Genomic DNA, 20,302 nt, shown 5'->3' with positions numbered 1-20,302 from the left:
AACCTTTAGCTCTTCATCGAAATCGGATTTGCTTCTTGCGACAAGATCTGGCGCGCAACGACGCTGCGCCAGACAGGCAAGGGAGCTGATCATGAACGGGCTTGGCGGGCTGAACAAATCCCCCAACGGTGTGGTTATCGGACTTGTGCAGCTGCAGCTGCCTAGCGTGGTGAGCGCGGCCGATCTCGCCAGGCAGACCGAGCGCATCGTCTGGATGGTCGGCAAGGCCCGCCGCAATCTCTCCACCATGGATCTGGTGGTCTTCCCCGAATACTCGCTGCACGGCCTGTCGATGGACACCAATCCGGAGATCATGTGTCGGCTTGACGGACCGGAGGTTGCGGCCTTCAAGCAGGCCTGTGTCGATAACAAGATCTGGGGCTGCTTCTCCATCATGGAGTTCAACCCGCATGGCAATCCCTACAACTCGGGCCTGATCATCGACGATCACGGCGAGATCAAGCTCTACTATCGCAAACTTCATCCCTGGATTCCGGTCGAGCCGTGGGAGCCCGGCGACATCGGCATTCCCGTGATCGAGGGACCGAAGGGCGCGAAGATCGCGCTGATCATCTGCCATGACGGCATGTTCCCGGAGATGGCACGGGAATGCGCCTACAAAGGCGCGGAGATCATGATCCGCACCGCCGGCTACACCGCGCCGATCCGCGAAGCCTGGCGCTTCACCAACCAGGCCAATTCGTTTCAGAATCTGATGATCACCGCAAATGTCTGCATGTGCGGCTCGGACGGCTCGTTCGATTCCATGGGCGAAGGCATGATCATCAATTTCGACGGCACGGTCCTGGCGCATGGTACGACCGGCCGTGCCGACGAGATCATCACCGCAGAGGTCCGGCCGGATCTCGTGCGCGAAGCCCGCATCAACTGGGGCGTCGAAAACAACATCTACCAGCTCTGGCACCGCGGCTATGTCGCGGTGAAGGGCGGCGCGATGGACTGCCCCTACACCTTCATGCAGGACATGGTCGCCGGCACCTTCCGATTGCCGTGGGAAAATCAGGTCAAGGTCACCGACGGCACCTCGTGCGGCTTCCCGGCCCCGACGCGGATGTTCGGCAAGACGGCGAAGGCGGCGGAATAAGCCGGTTTCTCGGGTGAAACCGCGACAATCTGGCACCGTGGCCTGCGCGCTCGGCAACCTCGTCGGCAATTGCGTCGCAACCGTCGTGGTCGCGGCCCGGGAAGGCGATCTCGACCGGCCAAGGCGGCCAAGGTGCTGGAGGGCGGCGAGGTGGTCGACGTGACGGCGGGATAGAGGTTCGGCGATCAATCGTTCCACTGGAGGAGTGGCGTGCCGTAGGCCCTCCTCCAGACCGACAGAAAGCGCGGAAACCACGAGTGGGCCACGGCACCCTTATAGGCCCAGGTGCGATACTTCAGACCTTGCTCCGAAATCAGCTCCTGATAGCCGCCGTGGAGTTCGGTCGCGGCGCGAATGTCCTTCAGGATTCCTTGCGCGCAGGCCCGATAGGTATCGCCACCCGAGAACTCATCGTAATCCAGCATGCGGTCGGCAAATTCGACGTTGAACGTCGGCCAGGAGGAACGCCCCTGATATGCGGGAGCTGCAATCTTGTGGATCATCTTGGTCCGCGGGTTGTCCGCCGAAACCAGGAAGTGGAACGTGCTCGGAATGCGAAACCGTGGCTCGGCGATGATCACATCCGTCGTGGCCGCGAACAGCGCGCGCTCGCTCGCCTCGCTCATATCCCAGAAGCCGCGATGCACGCTGACGAAATCCAATGCGACCGACGATGCCGGTGAGCTCGCCGGGCCGTCCAGGGAATGCCTGATGTAGCCGTTCTTGCCGAAGAGGCGGAGCAGATCCCTCTTGTACTGCGCAAGGTCGCGCCCGAGCAGCCGCTTCAGCTCGTTCTCGCCGACGATCCCGAGCTGCACGCCCCACACGAAGGTCGTGCAGACGCAGGCATTGGTGACGAAACGCCGGCGCTCGGCGCGGGTATCCGTCGCCGCGGAGCGCGGGCCGTTGGCGTCGCACAGCAAATATCTGGTGCCGTCAGCGTCGAAGGACTCCAGCTCGCTCGCAAGCTTCAGGATCGCGCGCTTCAGGTCTCCGCCATATTCGGCCAGCAACAAGCGGCCGGCGTGCGCGCATTGCGACATCTCAAGGTAAGACGACGCCCTCTCCTCGGCAGAGATCATCTGCTGCAGACCGGCGAGAATGCCGAGCAGCGTATCCGAGGGTCGCGAAAAATAGTTCACGCCGAGATACCGGCCGCGCCCGGCCGGTACGATGGTCGTGGTGACCACGTCGGCGCGAACGGCCTCCAGCAGCAGGCGCACGCTCTTCTCGAGCAGACGGACCCGTCGCACGGCGTCCTGCGCATCCATGATGGTTTCAGGATCGAGAACGTCGGGATAGAACCAGGCGAAGTCGCGGGGGTAATAGGCCGAGGCGTGCGGTGCGCCGGTGACGAGGAAGGCCTCGGTCACCGAAAAGGCGCTGTCCATCGAGTGCCGATAGAGGTCCTCGATCGCCGACAACGAATGATGCGATTGTCTCAGGAATCGATCACCGAGGAAATTGACCGCCTGAAGGGCGTTGGCGACGAAGGTCGCAGCCATCCCCTGATAGAACCGGTTTTCACGATGTGATGGAAAAGAGATGTCGCTGTTCATGTCCGTCAATCGGCTGATTGTCTCGTGACCCTCGTGATGATGGCCACCATCTTAAACATGACTGATTCGTATCTCTACCCGGTGACTTGCGGGTTCGTGACGCTCGCCTACGCCTTGCGCGGCCCGAAATTCTCGATCACCCGCAGCAGCACACGCGCGCCGGCGTCGGCATCGGCGAGCTCGACATGCTCGTCCGGGTGATGGCTGATGCCGCCGCGGCAGCGGACGAAGATCATGCCGACATCGGCAATGTCGATCATCGCCATGCCGTCGTGCCCTGCCCCGCTCGGCAGCTCGAACACGGAGAAGCCTTCGGCTTCGATCGCTTGCGCGATCTGCTGCTTGAGCCAGGGCGCGCAGGGCGCGGTGCGGTTCTCGTGGGTAACGTCGAGCTGAAGCGCCAGCTGTCGCCGCTTGGCGATCGCCTCGATCTGGCGCACGACATCGGCCACCGCGCGCTTGCGATGCATGTCGGTCGGCGCGCGCATGTCGATGGTGAAGGATACCTCACCCGGAATGACGTTGGTCGCGCCGGGCCTCGCCTGGATGTAGCCCACGGTGCCGACGAGGCCGCCCTCGTCGGTGCGGCAAAATTGCTCGATCGCATTGATGCATTCGGCCGCGCCGGCGAGCGCATCTCGGCGCAGCGCCATCGGCACGGTGCCGGCATGACCGGCCATACCGGAGAGCCGGGCCGCAAGGCGCGTGGCCCCGGCAATGGCGGTGACGACGCCCACGGGCAGGTTCTGCGCTTCCAGCACCGGGCCCTGCTCGATGTGCAATTCGAGATAAGCAAGCAGCTCGCGCCGCGCGCGCGCGGCCGCACCGATATGGTCGGGGTCGAGGCCGAACTGCACGAGCGCCTCGCGCATCGACACGCCGTCGCTGTCGCGCGTATTCAGCACGCTCTCATCGAAGGTGCCGGCCACCGCACGGCTGCCGAGTAAGGTCGAAGCGAACCGCACCCCCTCCTCGTCGGCAAAGCCGATCACCTCGATCGCAAATGGCAGGCGCTTGCCGCGGCGGTTGAGATCGGCGACGCAAGAGATCGCGGTGATCACACCCAGCGGTCCATCCCATTTGCCGGCATCGCGCACGGTGTCGTAATGCGAGCCGAGCATCAGGCAGGGCATGCCCGGCCGGTCGCCTTCGTACCGTCCGCAGACATTGCCGATCGCATCGAGATGGGCGCTCATGCCGGCCTCGCGCATCCACCCCATGATGAGGTCCGCGGCCTTGCGCAGCTCCTTGCTGAGGAAGATGCGGGTGAGCTTCTCGGGCTCTTCCGAAATCGCGCCGAGCTCGTTGATCCGGCGAACGATCTCATTGCCGAGCGATGCATCGTGAACGGTACCAGCGCCCATCTCGGCGAGCTTTCCATCTTCTAAGGACACGGCGGTCCTGACGACAATCGATACAAGTTCGGTGCCAGCGAACATCCTCCGGCGCCGTCCCAGTCAGCGCGTGGTTAGCATGAATGCGCCTTGCCGGCCGACCGTCCGACGACCGTCATGCACATGCGCGAGCAGGTTCGGGCTGCTCAACTCCACTGCATACAATGCTTTTATACTGCTCATAAATTAGTCTGCCGCCTTCCTCGCCAAGTTCAGCACACTGATTATTTCATATTTATTTCAAGTACTTATCGCAAACTGCATGCTTCATAGTCTCTGGCACGAAGCTTGCGACATCTGACCCCGGCTCCGCCACGCCGGCGCAGCCGTGAGATCAAGGCGGAACATCCGCCAAGGGGAGCGAGCAATGGATTCTGGCAGGATTTCACGACGTCATGTGTTGCGGGGCGGCGCGGCCCTCACCCTCGGCGCGGCAGCGGGCCTGCGCCCGGCTTTCGCGGCCGAGACCACCATCGGCTTCATTTATGTCGGCTCGCGCGACGACTACGGCTACAATCAGGCGCACGCGCAGGGCGCGGCGGCGCTGAAGAAGATTCCCGGCCTCAAGGTGGTCGAGGAGGAGAAGGTGCCGGAGACCGATGCGGTCGAGAAGACGATCGAGTCCATGATCAATCTCGATGGCGCCACCCTGCTCTTCCCGACCTCGTTCGGGTACTACAATCCGCACATGATCAAGATGGCCAACAAGTACCCGAAGCTCCGCTTCGAGCATTGCGGCGGCCTCTGGAGCGAGAAGGACCCCAAGAACGCCGGCAGCTATTTCGGCTATATCGACGAGGCTCAGTACATCTCCGGCATCGTCGCCGGCCTGACATCGAAGAGCAGCAAGCTCGGCTTTGTCGCGGCCAAGCCGATCCCTCAAGTGCTGCGCAACATCAACGCCTTCACGCTTGGCGCCAAGTCCGTCAATCCAAAGGCCACCACGCAGGTGATCTTCACTGGCGACTGGTCGATGCCGGTCAAGGAGGCCGAAGCCACCAACAGCCTGATCGATCAGGGCGTGGACGTGCTCACCTGCCACGTCGATGGGCCCAAGACCATGGTCGAGAACGCGGCGCGGCGCGGCGCCTTCGTCTGCGGCTATCACACCAACCAGTCGGCGTTGGCACCCAAGGCCTATCTCACCGGCGCGGAGTGGAACTGGGAAGCGCTCTATCCGAAGTTCGTCAAGATGATCGCCTCCGGCGAAGGCATCCCGAATTTCTACCGCGGCGGCCTGAAGGAAGAGATCGTCAAGACCTCGCCCTATGGCGAAGCGGTCTCGGCCGAAGCGCGCAAGGCGGCCGACGCGGCCAAGGCAAAATTCCTGTCGGCAGAAGGCTTCGCCATCTTCAAGGGTGGGCTGGTCGACAACAAGGGCAAGACGGTGATCCCTGTCGGTACCGACCGCGGCCAGAAGCATCCTGAACTGGAGAAGATGGACTACCTGGTCGAGGGCGTGCTCGGAGCCACTTCGTGACGACGGAAGCGGCGGATTCCACGGACGCGGTCGGGACAGTCGCCCCGGCCGCCGATCCCGGTTTCCTCCAGCGTCACGGCGGCACGATCGAATATGTCCTGATCCCGGGCGCGGCGCTGGTCGGCGCGCTCGCGGTGTTCGGCATCTTCGTCGCGATGTTCGGCAAGAATCCGCTCGATCTCTATTTCTACATGTATTACGGCGCGTTTGGCACCTGGTTCTCCTGGCAGAACACGCTGACGCGCGCAGCGCCCCTGATCCTCACCGCACTCTGTACCGCGCTGCCGGCGCAACTCGGCATGGTCATCATCGGTGGCGAAGGCGCGCTGTTGATCGGCGCATTGTCCGCAACCAGCGCCGCACTCGCGCTTCAAGGCATGCCGCCGCTCGTGGTGCAGGTCGCCATGGTCTGCGCCGGCGTGATCGGCGGCGGGCTCTGGATCATGCTCTCGGGCGGCTTGCGGCAATATCGCGGCGTCAACGAGACCATCTCGAGCCTGCTGCTCGTCTACATCGCGCTCGCGATCCTCAACCATCTCGTCGAGGGGCTGATGCGCGATCCCGCCAGCCTCAACAAGCCGTCGACCCGCGAGATCGGCGCCGCCAACATGATCGGCTCCATTCCAGGCACCGACGTGCATTGGGGCCTCGTGTTCGGCCTGGTCGCTGCCATCGCCTCCTACATCCTGATCTATCACACTGTGTTCGGCTTCGCCGCGCGCGTGGCGGGCGGCAACATCCGTGCTGCGAAGATCGTCGGTCTCGGCGTCGACAAGCTGATCCTGACCGTCTGCTTCCTTGCCGGCGGCGCGGCTGGCCTCGCCGGCATGGTCGAGGTCGCCGCCGTGCAGGGACGCACCAACGCCAACCTCGCCGCCGGCTACGGCTTCACCGGCATTCTCGTCGCCTTTCTGGCGCGGCAGAATCCGCTCGCCATCATTCCCGTCGCGATCCTGCTCGGCGGCATCAGCGCCAGCGGCGGCCTGCTGCAACGCCGCCTGGGGCTGCCCGATGCGTCCGTGCTGGTGCTGCAGGGCATCATCTTCGTCTTCGTGCTCGCCAGCGATGCGCTCTACGGCCGCATCGGATTCCTGAAGGGAAAATCCTGAGATGGCAGACGGATCGATCGGCCTCTGGACCGTCCCGCTCGCCATCCTCGGCGGCGCCATTCGCGTCTCCACCCCATTCCTGTTCGTGAGCCTGGGCGAATGCATCACCGAGCGCGCGGGCCGCATCAATCTCGGCCTGGAAGGCACGCTGGTGATGGGCGCGATGAGCGCCTATGGCATCTCCTATCTCACCGGCTCTCCGTGGCTCGGGGTGCTTGCCGCCGGCATCACCGGCGCGCTGCTGGGTGCGCTGCATGCCGGCATTTGCTCGCTGCCGCGCGTCAACGACGTTGCCGTGGGCATCGCCTTGATGCTGTTCGGCACTGGCCTTGCGTTCTATCTCGGCAAGCCGCTGATCGAGCCGACAGCGCCGCGGCTGCCCGCCGTCGACTTCGGCTGGTGGAGCGACATCCCGCAAGTCCAGGCAGCGCTGCGCATCAACGTGCTGTTCCTGATCGGCGTGGCGCTGGCGCCAATCCTCTATTGGGCCTTCCGCACCACCCGCTGGGGCTTGCTCATCCGCACCGCCGGCGAGAGCGCGGATGCCGCACGCGCGATGGGCCATTCCGTGCTGCTGATCCGCCTGCGCGCCACCATGGCCGGTGGTTTCCTCGCGGGCATCGGCGGCTCGTTTCTGTCCCTGTTCTACCCCGGAAGCTGGAACGAGGGCCTTTCCTCGGGCCAGGGCATCACCGCCGTGGCGCTCGTGATCTTCGCGCGCTGGGATCCCCTGCTCTGCCTGTGGGCCTCGCTCGCCTTCGGCGGCGCGGCGGCGCTGGGTCCGGCGCTGCAATCGGTCGGCGTCACCTCTGGCTATCACCTCTTCAACGCCGCGCCCTACATCCTGACGCTGGCGATCATGATCATCACCTGCTCGCCGAAGCGGACGCTGACCGGCGCGCCCGCCGAACTCTCGATCACACGGTAACACGCACGAGGTCGTCCATGCCCGAGCGCTACATCAAGTCCGAGCCCTATGCCTGGCCCTACAATGGTGATCTCCGCCCCGAGAACACCGCGCTGATCATCATCGACATGCAGACCGATTTCTGCGGCGTCGGCGGCTATGTCGACAAGATGGGCTACGACCTCTCGCTGACACGGGCACCTATCGAGCCGATCAAGCGGCTGCTCGCAGTGATGCGCAAGCAAGGCTTCCATATCATCCATACCCGCGAGGGCCACCGCCCCGATCTCTCCGACCTGCCCGCCAACAAGCGCTGGCGCTCGCGCCAGATCGGCGCCGGCATCGGCGATCCCGGCCCGTGCGGACGCATCCTGGTGCGCGGCGAGCCCGGCTGGGACATCATCGAAGAACTCGCGCCGCTACCGGGCGAGCCGATCATCGACAAGCCCGGCAAGGGCTCGTTCTGCGCCACCGATCTGGAGCTGATCCTGCGCGTGCGCGGCATCGAGAACATCGTGTTGACCGGGATCACGACCGACGTCTGCGTCCACACCACGATGCGCGAGGCCAACGACCGCGGCTTCGAATGCGTCCTGCTGCACGATTGCTGCGGCGCGACCGACAAGAGCAACCACGACCACGCGCTGAAGATGATCAAGATGCAGGGCGGCGTGTTCGGCGCAGTCGCGACCTCTGATGCCTTCATCGGAGCAATTTCGTGATCATCGGCGAAACGCCGCCGCCATCGGGCGCCTTCGGCGTCGATGCCATCGCCATGACCATGCGCTTCGGCGACTTCCTGGCGCTGGACAATGTCGAGCTGAAGGTGCGGCCGGGCTCGTTCCATGCGCTGCTCGGCGAGAATGGCGCCGGCAAATCCACCCTCGTCAAATGCATCATGGGCTATTACCACGCGACCGAAGGCGACATTCTCGTCGGCGGCCGCGAGCAGGCGATCGCCAACCCGAAGGATGCCCACGCGCTCGGCCTCGGCATGGTCTATCAGCATTTTACGCTGGTGCCGGCGATGACCGTTGCCGAAAATCTCGTGCTGGCGCGCGACGACGTGCCAGCCGTGGTGAACTGGCCGAACGAGATGAAGGAGCTGGAGGCGTTCTTGGGCCGCATGCCCTTCAAGGTACCGCTCTCCGCAAAGGTCTCCGACATCTCTGCCGGCGAACGGCAGAAGTGCGAGATCCTCAAGCAGCTCTATCTGAAGCGACGCTTCCTGATCCTGGACGAGCCGACCTCGGTGCTGACCCCGGCGGAAGCCGACGAGGTGCTCGGCATGCTCCGCGACATGGTTGTGAAGGGCGAGCTGACCATCCTGATGATCACGCACAAGTTCCGCGAGGTCATGGCGTTTGCCGATGACGTCACCATCCTGCGCCGCGGCAAGCTCGCTGGAGCCGGCAAGGTTTCCGAGCTGACGCCGGACGCGATGGCCCGCACCATGATCGGTGCCGAGGAGTTGACGGTGCAGCCGCCGCGCACCGGCGAAGCCGGTCAGGCCAGGCTGGAGCTGCAAAAGCTCCGCGCCCTGGACGATGCGGGCGCCGTTGCCGTGCACGATGTCTCGCTCACCGTCCGCGCCGGCGAGATCGTCGGCATCGCCGGCGTTTCCGGGAATGGCCAGCGCCAGCTCGTCGAGGTGCTGGCCGGCCAGCGCGAGGCCGAAAGCGGGGAGGTGCGCGTCGCCAGCGATCCCTATCACGCAAGCCGCGAGGAGATGCGGCGGCACAGGATGTCGCTGCTGCCCGAGGAGCCGCTGAAGAATGCCTGCGTCGGCGGCATGAGCGTCGCCGAAAACGTCGCCTTCCGGGAATTCGACCGTGCCCCCTTCGCCCGCGGCGGCTGGTGGCTCAACCCTCGCGCCTTTCGCGACGACGCGAGGACGAAGATCGCCCGGTACAAGATCAAGACCCGCACGCCCGATACGCCGATCTCGGCGCTATCGGGCGGCAACGTGCAGCGGGCTGTGCTGGCCCGCGAGCTCGGCGGCGACGTCGAGGTGCTGATCGCCGCCAATCCCTGCTTCGGCCTCGATTTCGCGGCGGTGGCGCAGATCCATGCCGAGATCATGGCCGCGCGCAACCGCGGCGCCGCCGTCCTGCTCGTCAGCGAGGACCTCGACGAGCTGCTCGAACTGTCAGATCGGCTGGTGGTGATGTTCCACGGCGAATTCGTGTATGAAGCGCGGACCAGCGAAGCCGATCTCACGGTGGTCGGCCGCCACATGGCAGGACACTGAACGGAGGATCGATGGACGACGCATCCGGGCGCGACGAGCACTTGCTGCGTCTGTCCTTCGCGGTCGCCCGCCGTTCCCTCACCCATGGCAACCACCCCTTCGGCTGCATCGTCGTCGATGCCAGCGGCAAGGTGCTGATCGAGACTGAGAACGGCTACATGCCGGATCACGACGGCACCGCGCATGCCGAGCGGCTCGCAGCCACCCAGGCCTGCCGTACGCTCGATCGCGAGGTGCTGGCGAAGGCCACGCTCTATTCCTCAGCCGAACCCTGCGCGATGTGTGCCGGCGCGATCTACTGGGCCGGTATCGGCCGTGTCGTCTATGGCCTCAGCGAGCATCGCCTGCGCGGCATCACCGGCAACCATCCGGACAATCCGACGCTCGATCTGCCCTGCCGGGAGGTCTTTGCCCGCGGCCAGCGGCCAACGGAGGTCGTCGGACCGTTGCTGGAGGACGAAGCCGAAGCGCTGCATGAAGGTGTGTGGATCAAATAGCAGAGGCTGATCGGTGTCCGCTGCCGATGGATTAAGCAGGGAATGCGGCTTTTCGCATCTTACGCGGGGGTTCAAACTGGCCCAATATCGAGGCAGTTAACCCATGCAAGCGCATCAACGAATGTTAGATCCGACGTCCAACGGCCAGCATTCCGGCGAGTCCCCGCTCCTGAGGACCATCGGCCTCACCAAACGCTATGGCGATTTCCTCGCCAACGATTGCATCGATATCGAGATCCGGCCGAGGGAAATCCATGCCCTGCTGGGCGAGAACGGCGCCGGCAAGTCGACGCTGGTCAAGGCGATCTACGGACTGATCCAGCCCAGCGCCGGCGAGATTCACTGGCAGGGCGAGCGGATCGTGCTGTCCGGTCCCTCCGAAGCGCGCATCCGCGGCATCGGCATGGTGTTCCAGCACTTCTCGCTGTTCGACAATCTCACGGTTGCCGAGAACGTCGCGCTCGGCCTGGACGGCAAGGAATCCTTCAAGGACATGTCGGCCCGGCTGGAACAGGTGTCGAAGACTTACGGTCTGCCGCTCGATCCCAGGCGTGAGGTGTGGCAACTCTCCGTCGGCGAGCGTCAGCGCATCGAGATCGTCCGCGCCCTGATGCAGGATCCGAAATTCCTGATCCTGGACGAGCCCACCGCGGTGCTGACGCCGCAGGAGGCTGACCAGCTCTTCATCGTGCTGGATCGCCTCAAGGCCGAGGGCCGCGCCATCCTCTATATCAGCCACAAGCTGGAGGAGGTGAAGCGGCTCTGCGACACCGCGACGATCCTGCGCGGCGGCAGGAAGGTCGAGACCTGCAACCCGCGGCTCGAAACCGCCGCCTCACTTGCGCGGATGATGGTCGGCGGCGAGGTCAAGGAGGTGAAGGGCGCATCCGGCCGCAAGACCACCGTGCCGCGGCTCGTCGTCAACGATCTCTCGCTGGCTCCCGTCGAAGCGCACGGCGTACGGCTCGAGCACATCTCATTCGAGCTGAAGGGCGGCGAGATTCTCGGCATCGCCGGCGTCGCCGGTAACGGCCAGGACGAATTGTTCGCAGCGCTCTCCGGCGAGCGCCTCGCGAAGGCCCCCGGGACGGTGGTGATCGAGGGCATCGCCGCCGGTCACCTTTCGATCACCCAGCGGCGCAAGCTGGGGGCGGCCTTCGTTCCCGAGGAGCGACTCGGCCACGGCACCGCGCCGCGGATGAGACTGTCGGAGAACGCGCTGCTCACCGGCCATGCCGCCAGCGGCATGGTCCGTCGCGGATTCATCGATACGGCGGCTACGCTGAGAACGGTCGACCGCGCCACCGAAACCTTCGACGTCCGCAAGGCCAAGCGCGATCCCGAGGCCGCCAGCCTGTCCGGCGGCAATCTGCAGAAGTTCATCGTGGGACGCGAGATCCTGCGCAATCCCGCGGTACTGGTGGTGAGCCAGCCGACCTGGGGCGTCGATGCCGGCGCCGCCGCCGTCATCCGTCAGGCGCTGCTTGATCTCGCCACCGCAGGCGCCGCGGTCCTCGTGACCAGCCAGGATCTCGACGAGCTCGCCGAGATTGCCGACCGCATCGCCGTGATGTTCCACGGCAAGCTGTCGGCTCCGCTCTCGGCACGCGAAGCAAGCCGCGAGAAGCTGGGCCTTCTGATGGGCGGCAGCAGCCTGCAGCCAAAGGAGATCGCGCATGCAGCTGGTGCTTGAGAAGCGTGCCGAGCGCTCCGGCACGATCGCGCTGGTGTCCCCCCTGATCGCGATTGGCCTCACGATCGTGACCATGGTCATCCTGTTCGCGATCCTCGGCAAGAATCCACTGCTTGCCCTGCACGCCTATTTCATTGCGCCCCTCACCGACGGCTATTCGCTCCAGGAGATCGCGGTGAAGGCGACGCCGCTGGTGATGATCGCGATCGGCCTGTCGCTGTGCTATCTCGCCAACGCCTGGAACATCGGCGCCGAAGGGCAATTCCTGATCGGCGCAGTCGCGGGAAGCTGGATCGCGGTGAAGACGCAAGGTACTGACGCCGGCGCCTGGGTGCTGCCGGCTATGCTCGTCCTCGCCGCCGCTGCGGGCGCGCTCTATGCGCTGATCCCGGCGATCTGCAAGGTGAAATTCGGCGCCAGCGAGATCCTGACCAGCCTGATGCTGGTCTATGTCGCCGACCTCTTCCTCGACTATCTCGTGCGCGGCCCCTGGCGCGATCCGCACGGCTTCAATTTCCCGACCACGGCCGAGTTCGATCCGGTAGCGACCGTGCCGTTGCTGATCGAAGGCGGCCGGCTGCATCTCGGCTCGATCATCGCCCTGCTCGTCGTCGCGGCAGCCGCGATCCTGCTCGGGCGCACCATCAAGGGTTTCGAGATCCGCGTGGTCGGCGCTGCGCCGCGCGCCGCGCGGTTCGGCGGCTTCAACGCCAACCAGCTCATCATCCTGACCTTCGCCGTCTCCGGGGCGCTGGCCGGGCTTGCCGGCATCATCGAGGTGGCGGGTCCAGTCGGACATCTCCAGCCCGGCATCTCGCCAGGCTACGGCTTTACCGCGATCATCGTCGCTTTCCTCGGCCGACTGAACCCGCTTGGAATATTAGTTGCAGGCCTCTTCCTCGCGTTGACCTTTATCGGCGGCGAGCAGGCGCAGATCGCGATGAAGATTCCGCTGGACGTCACCAAGGTCTTTCAGGGCATTCTGCTGTTTTACGTGCTCGCCTGCGACTCCCTCATTCTCTACCGCTTCAAGCTGGTGTTCCCGAACCGAAAGGTGGTGGCCCGTGGAGCTGGTTGAGGCCATCATCCTGGCGGTACTCGCCGCGTCGACGCCGCTGTTGCTGGCCGCGACAGGCGAACTCGTGGCCGAGCGTTCCGGCGTGCTCAATCTCGGCGTCGAGGGCATGATGATCGTCGGCGCGGCCTGTGGCTTTGCCGGCGCTTGGCTGACCGGATCGATCTTGATCGGCGCGCTGTTCGGCATCGCCGCCGGCACGCTGATGTCGCTGGTCTTCGCGCTGATGGCGCTCGGGCTCGCCGTCAACCAGGTCGCCACCGGCCTCGCGCTGACCATCCTCGGCGTCGGGCTCTCGGGCCTGATCGGCGCCGGCTTCGTCGGCGAGCGCATCACGCCGGCCGTGCACCTCTCTATTCCCGTCCTGACGGATATCCCGCTGATCGGCCGCGTGCTGTTCGGCGAGAATGGCTTCGTCTATTTCTCGATCGCGCTGATCGTCGCTGTGTGGTGGTTCCTGTACCGCACACGGGCGGGATTGATCCTGCGAGCCTGCGGCGACAATCACGCTTCCGCGCATGCGCTCGGCTATCCCGTCCTGCGCATCCGCACCTTGGCCGTGATGTTCGGCGGCGCCTGCGCGGGTCTTGCGGGGGCCTATCTGCCGCTCGCCTATACGCCGTTCTTCATTCCGGGCATGACCGCCGGACGCGGCTGGATCGCGCTGGCGCTGGTGGTGTTCTCGTCCTGGCGGCCGGGCCGGCTCGTCGTCGGCGCCTATCTGTTCGGCGCGGTGACGATCCTGCAACTGCATGCGCAAGGATGGGGCGTCGGCATTCCCTCGCAATTCATGTCGGCGCTGCCTTATCTCGCGACCGTCATCGTGCTGGTCCTGCTCTCCCGCGCGCGCACGGGCGGCTCGACCGCACCGGCCGCGCTCGGCACGGTGTTCGTGCCCGACCGCTAGATTTCGTTTCCGCAGTGTGCACGATGGGGCGCGCATGCTGCGGATCGTGGCTTCCCCCGAAGTTTGGAGATCGATGATGAGGAAATCACTTCTTGCACTGGCTGCCGGGCTCTTGCTCGCTGGGAGCGTCAGTGCGGCCTCCGCCGCCGACAAGCTGAAAGTCGGCTTCGTTTATCTCGGTCCGATCGGAGACCTCGGCTGGACCTATCAGCACGACCTCGGTCGCCAGGCGCTGGTGAAAGAACTGGGCGACAAGATCGAGACCACTTATCTCGAGAACGTGCCCGAAGGCCCGGACTCCGAGCGCGCGATCGAGCAGCTCGTCCGCGCCGGCAACAAACTGATCTTCACCACATCGTTCGGCTACATGGATCCGACGCTGAAGGTCGCCAAGAAATATCCGAACGTGCATTTCGAGCACGCCACCGGCTACAAGCGCAACCCGAACATGTCGACCTACTCGGCGAAATGGTATCAGGGCCGTTACATTCAAGGCCTGATTGCGGCCAAGATGTCGAAGTCGGGCGTGCTCGGCTATATCGGCTCGTTCCCGATTCCGGAGGTCGTCTCCGGCATCAACGCGACGATACTGGCGGCGCAGACCATCAATCCGAACATCAAGGTCAAGATCATCTGGGCCAACACCTGGTTCGACCCAGGCAAGGAGGCCGACGCCGCCAAGGCGCTGATCGACCAGGGTGCCGACGTCATCATGCAGCACACGGATTCGCCGGCCGCCATGCAGATCGCCAGCGAACGCGGCAAGCTGGCCTTCGGCCAGGATTCCGAAATGATCCAGTTCGGGCCAAAGGCCCAGCTGACCTCGATCATCAACAACTGGGGCCCCTACTACATCGAGCGGGTCAAGGCCGAGCTCGCCGGCACCTGGAAGTCCGAGGACACTTGGGGTGGCCTCGACAGCCGCATGTTCACGATGGCGCCCTACACCAACATGCCTGACGATGTGAAAAAAATGGCCGAGGATGCCCAGGCCGCAATCACCGCGGGCAAGCTGCATCCGTTCAAATGCCCGATCGTTGGGCAGGACGGCAAGCCGGTCGAGTGCAAGGGCGGCGCTCACCTGGATGACGGCCAGATCCTCGGCATGAATTTCTACGTCAAAGGCATCGACGACAAGCTGCCGGGCAAGTAGCACGCTTCTTGCATTGACTAAATCACCTGCTCCTCCCGGAGGAGGTTCGGAGGGGGTGGCCAGAAGCACCCGGCACTTGTGGCTGCCCCCTCTTTCTCTATTTCGCCCGGCTATCCAGCCTGCATGGCCCGCGCCGCGGAACTGTGGCGGCGGATGAGGTCTGCCACATCGAGACCCGGGATCGCACCGTCGATCACCGCCCATTTTCCAGCCACCATCACCCGGTCGGCGCGATGCGCCCCGCACAGTACGAGCGCAGCCAGCGGATCGCCGTGGCCGGAGAAGCGCAGCTCGTCGAGCCGGAACAGCGCAAGATCGGCGGCCTTGCCGACGGCGATGTCGCCGAGTTCCGGCCGGCCCACACATGCCGCCGAGCCCTTGGTGGCCCAGCGCAACGCATCCTTGTGGCTGACCTTCGTGACGCCATAACGCGCGCGTTGCAGCAGGAACGCGGCCCGCACCTCCTGCATGAGGTTGGATCCGTCGTTGGAGGCCGAGCCGTCGACACCAATGCCGATCCCGACGCCGGCCTCTTCCATGTCGCACACCGGGCAACAGCCCGACGCGAGCAGCTGGTTGCTGCACGCACAATGGCTTACGGTCGTGCCGGCCTTGCCGAGCCGTCTCATCTCGTCCGGATTGAAGAAGATTCCATGGGCGAGCCAGGTGCGCGCATTGAGCCAACCGCATTGCTCGAGATAGTCGAGCGGACGGCAGCCATACATCTGCTGGCAGAAGCTGTTCTCGTCCTCGGTTTCGGCGAGATGGGTGTGCAGGCGCACGTCGAGCTTGTCGGCGAGATCGGCCGTGGCGCGCATCAGCGACGTCGTCACCGAGAACGGCGAGCATGGCGCGAGCGCAATCTGCACCATCGCATCCGCGCCGCGCTGGTGATGCTTGGCGACCACGCGGGCGCTATCGGCGAGAATGGTGTCCTCGTCCTGCACGACACTGTCGGGCGGCAAGCCGCCGTCGCGCTGTGACAGGTTCATCGAGCCGCGCGTGAGCAGCACGCGCACGCCGAGGCGCTTCGCCACCGCCACCTCGATATCGACGGCGTCTTCGAGTCCGGGCGGGAAGACGTAGTGGTGATCCGTCGTGGTGGTGCAGCCGGAGAGCAACAGCTCGGACATCGCCACGGTGACGCCGAGCTCGAGCGCTTCCGGCGTCAGCTTCGCCCACACCGGATAGAGCGCCTGGAGCCAGGGGAACAGCTCGCGGTCCATTGCGGCCGGCAGCGCCCGCGTCAGCGTCTGGTAGAAGTGATGATGGGTATTGATCAGGCCCGGCAGCACGACGTGTTCGCCCGCATCGAACACTGCGACATCGGCGGTTGCGGGCACACCGCCCGCCGGCACGAGCTCGACGATCCGGCCGTCCTTCACGACAATGCCGCGCTCGGCCCCGTCGGCGAGGATGGCCAGGGGATCCCTGATCCAGGTCGAACTTGCCTCAGTCATGATCCTTCTTCTCCTCGCCCACCCTGACGGCGGACCTGCAAGGCCGAGGACGATTGCGTCCTTGCTCCGACTTGTTGTTGCCACTTGGCTCCCGTCTTGCAACACTTCGCTCGGACCATTCAACCGTCGGAAGCGTTGGCGCAGCCATGGACTTGAATACCATCACAGCCGTCGCCCATCCGCAAACGCGCGCGCAGCTGCCCGTTTGGACGGCAGGTGATGCTTGGCTCGCGGGCGGCACCTGGCTGTTCTCGGAGCCGCAAACGCATCTGACGCGACTGATCGATCTCACCGATCTGAAATGGCCGGCACTTGCGATCACAGAGAGCCACCTCTCGATCGCCGCCACTTGCACCATCGCAGAGCTCGATGGACTCGCCTGCCCCTCTGATTGGCTCGCAGCGCCGCTGATCAACCAGTGCTGCCGGGCCTTCCTTGCCTCATTCAAGATCTGGAAGACCGCGACCGTCGGCGGCAATCTCTGCATGTCGCTGCCGGCGGGACCGATGATCTCGCTGACGTCGGCACTCGACGGCGTCTGCACCATCTGGAAGGCCGGCGGCGGTGAACAGAGGCTTCCGGTCACCGGATTCGTCACCGGCAACCAGCGCAATCGCCTGACGCCAGGCGACCTGCTCCGGCAGATCGACATCCCGCTTCCCGCGCTGAAGCGCCGCACGGCCTTCCGCCAGATCTCGCTGGCGCCCGTCGGCCGCTCCGCGGCGCTGCTGATCGGCAGTCTCGAAGCCGATGATACGCTGACACTCACGGTCACCGCGTCGACGGTGCGGCCGATCCAGCTGCGCTTCCGCAAAGCCCCGGACGCAGGCGCGCTGCGCGCCGCGCTCATGCAGGAGATTACCGATGATCTGTACCACACGGACATCCATGGCGCGCCACTCTGGCGCAAGCACATGACGATGCGCCTGGCCGAGGAGATTCGCGGCGAGCTGCTGGGAGCGCCCCCCGCATGAGCCTGGAGGTCAACGGCAAGGCGTTCTCCCAGGAGCCGCGCGCCGGCCAGTGCCTGCGCACGTTCCTGCGCGAGCTCGGCCATTTCGGCGTGAAAAAGGGCTGCGATGCCGGCGACTGCGGCGCCTGCACAGTGCTGCTCGACGGTGAGCCCGTGCACAGCTGCCTGATCCCGGCGTTCCGGGCCGAGGGCCGCAGCGTGACCACGATCGAAGGCCTTGGCGGCGATCACGGCACGCATCCGATGCAGCAGGCCTTTCTCGATGCACATGGCTTTCAATGCGGGTTCTGCACCGCCGGCATGATCCTGACCTGCGCCTCGCTGAACCAGGCGCAGCGCACCGATCTCGGCACGGCGCTGAAAGGCAATATCTGCCGCTGCACCGGCTATCGGTCGATCGAGGACGCGATCCTCGGCAAGACCAACGTCGAGACGAGCGTCGAGGCCGGCGCCGCCTTCGGCCGCAGCCTGCCCGCCCCCGCAGGCCCCAATGTGGTCCGCGGCACGGCACGCTACACCTTCGACACCGCAATCGATGGCTTGCTGCACATCAAGCTGCTGCGCTCGCCGCATGCGCACGCGAGGATCGTCGCGATCGACAAGTCGGACGCGCTGAGCATCCCCGGAGTGCACGCCGTGCTGACGCACGAGGATGCGCCCTCCGTCCTGATCTCGACGGCGCGGCATGAGAAAGACTGGATGGACCCGGAGGATACCCGCGTCCTCGACGAGGTCGTCCGTTTCATCGGCCAGAAGGTTGCCGCCGTCGTCGCCGAGACCGAAGCCGCCGCCGAGGCGGCGTGCCGCAAGCTGAAAGTAAGTTACGAGGTCCTGCCGGCGTTGATCGATCCCGAGCTGGCGATGGCCCCGGGTGCGCCGCTCATTCATCCCGACCGCACCACTGCGAACCGCGTTGCCGATGCCCAGCGCAACCTGGTCGCGGAGACGCATGGCGAGTTCGGCGATGTCGCATCGGCCCTCGCCACATCTGCCGCCACCTATGAGGCCACCTTTCACAGTCACCGCGTGCAGCACGCGGCGCTCGAGACCCATGGCGGCCTCGCCTGGCTCGATGATTCCGGCGTTCTCACCGTCCGCACCTCGACGCAGGTGCCGTTCCTGACCCGGCGTGCGCTGTCGGACATCTTCCAGCTTCCCATGGACAAGGTCCGCGTGTTCTGCGAACGCGTCGGCGGCGGTTTTGGCGGCAAGCAGGAGATGTTCGTCGAGGACATCCTGGCGCTTGCCGCGCTGAAGACCGGGCGGCCGGTCAAGCTGGAGCTGACACGCGAGGAGCAGTTCATCGCGACCTCGACGCGGCATCCGATGCGGATCCACGTCAAGGCCGGCGCCGATGCGGGCGGCAAGCTTACCGCGCTTCAGCTCGACGTGCTCTCCAACACCGGCGCCTACGGCAATCATGCCGGCCCGGTGATGTTCCACGCGCTGGCGGAGTCCATCGCCGTCTACAATTGCCCGAACAAGCGGGTCGACGGCGTCGCCGTCTACACCAACACCGTGCCGGCGGGCGCGTTTCGCGGCTATGGCCTGCCGCAGGCGCTGATCGCGGTGGAAGCGGCGATCGACGAACTGGCGGGGCAGCTCGGAATCAGCCCCTACGAGATGCGCCGGCGCAATATCGTGAGGCCCGGCGATCCCATGCTGTCGCCGCCGCCCTCCGAATATCACGACGTGCTCTACGGCTCCTACGGGCTCGACCAGTGCCTCGATCTCGTCGAGCGCGCGATGCAGGCCGATTCCCCGCAGCCGGAGTTGTCGCCGGATTGGCTGATCGGCGACGGCATCGCGCTGACCATGATCGACACCGTGCCGCCGGCCGGCCACTTCGCCGATGCGACGATCGCACTCAACGACGACGGAGGCTTCGACCTCACCGTAGGCACGGCCGAGTTCGGCAACGGCACCAGCACCGTGCATCGCCAGATCGCGGCGACCACGCTGGCGACCACCGTCGACAAGATTCGTCTGCGCCAGTCCGACACCGCCCATGGCGGCCACGACACCGGCGCGTATGGCAGCGCCGGCACCTTCGTTGCGGGCAAGGCGACGCATGCGGCCTCCATGCAGCTTGCGAGCGAGCTGAAGGCGGCAGCCGCCGACGCCTGGCTGTGCGATGTGGAGACTTGTGCGCTCGATGCGGACTCCGTCGTCAGCGGCGTCCGCCGCATGCCTTTTGCGGAGCTGGCGAAGCTCGCCCGCGAGCGCGGCTGGCCGTTCGCAGGCAGCGGCACGTCCGGCGGCACGCCGCGATCGGTGGGGTTCAACGTGCAGGGCTTTCGCGTCGCGGTGAACAAGGCGACCGGCGAGCTCCGGATTCTCAGGAGCGTGCACGCCGCCGACGCCGGCGTCGTCGCCAATCCCATGCAGTGCCGCGGTCAGGTCGAAGGCGGCGTGGCGCAGGCGCTCGGCGCTGCGCTCTACGAGGAGATGGTGATCGACGCGAGCGGGCGCGTCACCAATCCGAAATTCCGCGACTACCACCTGCCCTCTTTCGCCGACGTGCCGCGCACGGAGGTCCTCTTCGCCGAGACGTCCGACACGATCGGCCCGCTCGGCGCGAAGTCCATGAGCGAGAGCCCTTACAATCCGGTCGCCGCCGCGCTCGGCAACGCGATCGCAGACGCCACCGGCATTCGCTTTACTGCGCCGCCCTTCAAGCCGGACCGGCTGTTTCCGGCGCTCCATGACAAATTCGGCTAGATAGATGTTTCGGGGGAT

General features: G+C 65.3%; 16 protein-coding genes and 1 pseudogene. 14 read left to right on the top strand and 3 right to left on the bottom strand.

Annotated features, from left to right (window positions below):
- Window positions 1-91 precede the first annotated feature (91 nt).
- Window positions 92-1,105, top strand: a complete 1,014-nt coding sequence (locus I6F31_RS11425; RefSeq protein ID WP_225142692.1) for a formamidase — start codon at window positions 92-94, stop codon at window positions 1,103-1,105.
- Between the two features lie 37 nt (window positions 1,106-1,142).
- Window positions 1,143-1,279, top strand: a pseudogene (locus tag I6F31_RS36690) (C4-dicarboxylate transporter DctA); the annotation flags it as partial.
- Window positions 1,280-1,290: 11 nt separating this feature from the next.
- Here I6F31_RS36690 and I6F31_RS11420 read toward each other — a convergent pair.
- Together I6F31_RS11420 and I6F31_RS11415 are read right to left on the bottom strand one after the other, a co-directional pair.
- Window positions 1,291-2,664: a hypothetical protein gene (locus I6F31_RS11420; protein ID WP_225142690.1), complete on the bottom strand. Its 1,374-nt coding sequence runs from the start codon at window positions 2,662-2,664 to the stop codon at window positions 1,291-1,293.
- A gap of 107 nt (window positions 2,665-2,771) precedes the next feature.
- Window positions 2,772-4,028 carry an allantoate amidohydrolase gene (locus tag I6F31_RS11415; RefSeq protein ID WP_225143214.1) on the bottom strand — a complete coding sequence of 419 codons (1,257 nt, stop codon included), beginning with the start codon at window positions 4,026-4,028 and terminating at the stop codon, window positions 2,772-2,774.
- A gap of 397 nt (window positions 4,029-4,425) precedes the next feature.
- On the opposite strand from I6F31_RS11415, the gene I6F31_RS11410 reads away from it, so the two are divergent.
- The 10 genes from I6F31_RS11410 to I6F31_RS11365 all read left to right on the top strand — a co-directional run bounded on the left by I6F31_RS11410 (window position 4,426) and on the right by I6F31_RS11365 (window position 15,130).
- Window positions 4,426-5,538: a BMP family ABC transporter substrate-binding protein gene (locus I6F31_RS11410; RefSeq protein ID WP_225185411.1), complete on the top strand. Its 1,113-nt coding sequence runs from the start codon at window positions 4,426-4,428 to the stop codon at window positions 5,536-5,538.
- Window positions 5,535-6,647: an ABC transporter permease gene (locus I6F31_RS11405; RefSeq protein ID WP_225142921.1), complete on the top strand. Its 1,113-nt coding sequence runs from the start codon at window positions 5,535-5,537 to the stop codon at window positions 6,645-6,647. The genes I6F31_RS11410 and I6F31_RS11405 overlap by 4 nt, the downstream gene beginning before the upstream one ends.
- 1 nt (window position 6,648) lies before the next feature.
- Window positions 6,649-7,575 (top strand): ABC transporter permease, encoded by a 927-nt coding sequence (locus I6F31_RS11400; RefSeq protein ID WP_225142923.1) that lies wholly within the window; start codon window positions 6,649-6,651, stop codon window positions 7,573-7,575.
- Between the two features lie 17 nt (window positions 7,576-7,592).
- Complete coding sequence (locus I6F31_RS11395; RefSeq protein ID WP_225185410.1) at window positions 7,593-8,276, top strand: isochorismatase family cysteine hydrolase; 684 nt, start codon at window positions 7,593-7,595, stop codon at window positions 8,274-8,276.
- The gene (locus tag I6F31_RS11390; protein WP_225185409.1) at window positions 8,273-9,805 is read left to right on the top strand and encodes an ABC transporter ATP-binding protein; all 1,533 of its coding nucleotides are present in this window, start codon (window positions 8,273-8,275) and stop codon (window positions 9,803-9,805) included. Before I6F31_RS11395 ends, I6F31_RS11390 begins: the two co-directional genes overlap by 4 nt.
- Window positions 9,806-9,816: 11 nt before the next feature.
- Window positions 9,817-10,302, top strand: coding sequence for a nucleoside deaminase (locus tag I6F31_RS11385; protein ID WP_225185408.1), 486 nt, complete (start codon window positions 9,817-9,819; stop codon window positions 10,300-10,302).
- Between the two features lie 121 nt (window positions 10,303-10,423).
- Window positions 10,424-11,995, top strand: a complete 1,572-nt coding sequence (locus I6F31_RS11380) for an ABC transporter ATP-binding protein (protein WP_225111996.1) — start codon at window positions 10,424-10,426, stop codon at window positions 11,993-11,995.
- On the top strand, window positions 11,979-13,073 hold the full coding sequence (locus tag I6F31_RS11375; protein ID WP_036045285.1) for an ABC transporter permease: 1,095 nt from the start codon (window positions 11,979-11,981) through the stop codon (window positions 13,071-13,073). The genes I6F31_RS11380 and I6F31_RS11375 overlap by 17 nt, the downstream gene beginning before the upstream one ends.
- Complete coding sequence (locus I6F31_RS11370; RefSeq protein WP_225142677.1) at window positions 13,060-13,977, top strand: ABC transporter permease; 918 nt, start codon at window positions 13,060-13,062, stop codon at window positions 13,975-13,977. The genes I6F31_RS11375 and I6F31_RS11370 overlap by 14 nt, the downstream gene beginning before the upstream one ends.
- Before the next feature lie 76 nt (window positions 13,978-14,053).
- Entirely contained in the window at window positions 14,054-15,130 is a 1,077-nt protein-coding gene (locus tag I6F31_RS11365) for a BMP family ABC transporter substrate-binding protein (protein ID WP_036007807.1), read from the top strand.
- 110 nt (window positions 15,131-15,240) lie between these two features.
- On the opposite strand, the gene I6F31_RS11360 is transcribed toward I6F31_RS11365, so the two are convergent.
- Window positions 15,241-16,590 (bottom strand): 8-oxoguanine deaminase, encoded by a 1,350-nt coding sequence (locus I6F31_RS11360; protein WP_225127633.1) that lies wholly within the window; start codon window positions 16,588-16,590, stop codon window positions 15,241-15,243.
- Window positions 16,591-16,736: 146 nt separating this feature from the next.
- Here I6F31_RS11360 and I6F31_RS11355 point away from each other — a divergent pair, with 146 nt between their 5' ends.
- Window positions 16,737-17,564 carry an FAD binding domain-containing protein gene (locus tag I6F31_RS11355; RefSeq protein WP_225185407.1) on the top strand — a complete coding sequence of 276 codons (828 nt, stop codon included), beginning with the start codon at window positions 16,737-16,739 and terminating at the stop codon, window positions 17,562-17,564.
- A complete protein-coding gene (locus I6F31_RS11350) occupies window positions 17,561-20,284 on the top strand; it encodes a molybdopterin cofactor-binding domain-containing protein (protein ID WP_225185406.1) in 2,724 nt (907 codons plus the stop codon). Before I6F31_RS11355 ends, I6F31_RS11350 begins: the two co-directional genes overlap by 4 nt.
- Window positions 20,285-20,302 lie beyond the last annotated feature (18 nt).

The sequence above is a fragment of the Bradyrhizobium sp. NBAIM01 genome (assembly GCF_020194115.1).
GTDB classification, from domain to species: Bacteria; Pseudomonadota; Alphaproteobacteria; order Rhizobiales; family Xanthobacteraceae; genus Bradyrhizobium; species Bradyrhizobium yuanmingense.
This window is presented reverse-complemented; position numbering and strand designations above follow the sequence as displayed.

Excerpts from the sequence above, each read along its gene's own strand:
- I6F31_RS11425 (WP_225142692.1), top strand. The coding sequence starts at position 92 with ATGAACGGGCTTGGCGGGCTGAACAAATCCCCCAACGGTGTGGTTATC.
- I6F31_RS11350 (WP_225185406.1), top strand. The coding sequence starts at position 17,561 with ATGAGCCTGGAGGTCAACGGCAAGGCGTTCTCCCAGGAGCCGCGCGCC.
- I6F31_RS11360 (WP_225127633.1), bottom strand. The coding sequence starts at position 16,590 with ATGACTGAGGCAAGTTCGACCTGGATCAGGGATCCCCTGGCCATCCTC.
- I6F31_RS11400 (WP_225142923.1), top strand. The coding sequence starts at position 6,649 with ATGGCAGACGGATCGATCGGCCTCTGGACCGTCCCGCTCGCCATCCTC.
- I6F31_RS11355 (WP_225185407.1), top strand. The coding sequence starts at position 16,737 with ATGGACTTGAATACCATCACAGCCGTCGCCCATCCGCAAACGCGCGCG.
- I6F31_RS11420 (WP_225142690.1), bottom strand. The coding sequence starts at position 2,664 with ATGAACAGCGACATCTCTTTTCCATCACATCGTGAAAACCGGTTCTAT.
- I6F31_RS11415 (WP_225143214.1), bottom strand. The coding sequence starts at position 4,028 with ATGGGCGCTGGTACCGTTCACGATGCATCGCTCGGCAATGAGATCGTT.
- I6F31_RS11395 (WP_225185410.1), top strand. The coding sequence starts at position 7,593 with ATGCCCGAGCGCTACATCAAGTCCGAGCCCTATGCCTGGCCCTACAAT.
- I6F31_RS11365 (WP_036007807.1), top strand. The coding sequence starts at position 14,054 with ATGAGGAAATCACTTCTTGCACTGGCTGCCGGGCTCTTGCTCGCTGGG.
- I6F31_RS11410 (WP_225185411.1), top strand. The coding sequence starts at position 4,426 with ATGGATTCTGGCAGGATTTCACGACGTCATGTGTTGCGGGGCGGCGCG.
- I6F31_RS11380 (WP_225111996.1), top strand. The coding sequence starts at position 10,424 with ATGTTAGATCCGACGTCCAACGGCCAGCATTCCGGCGAGTCCCCGCTC.
- I6F31_RS11375 (WP_036045285.1), top strand. The coding sequence starts at position 11,979 with ATGCAGCTGGTGCTTGAGAAGCGTGCCGAGCGCTCCGGCACGATCGCG.
- I6F31_RS11385 (WP_225185408.1), top strand. The coding sequence starts at position 9,817 with ATGGACGACGCATCCGGGCGCGACGAGCACTTGCTGCGTCTGTCCTTC.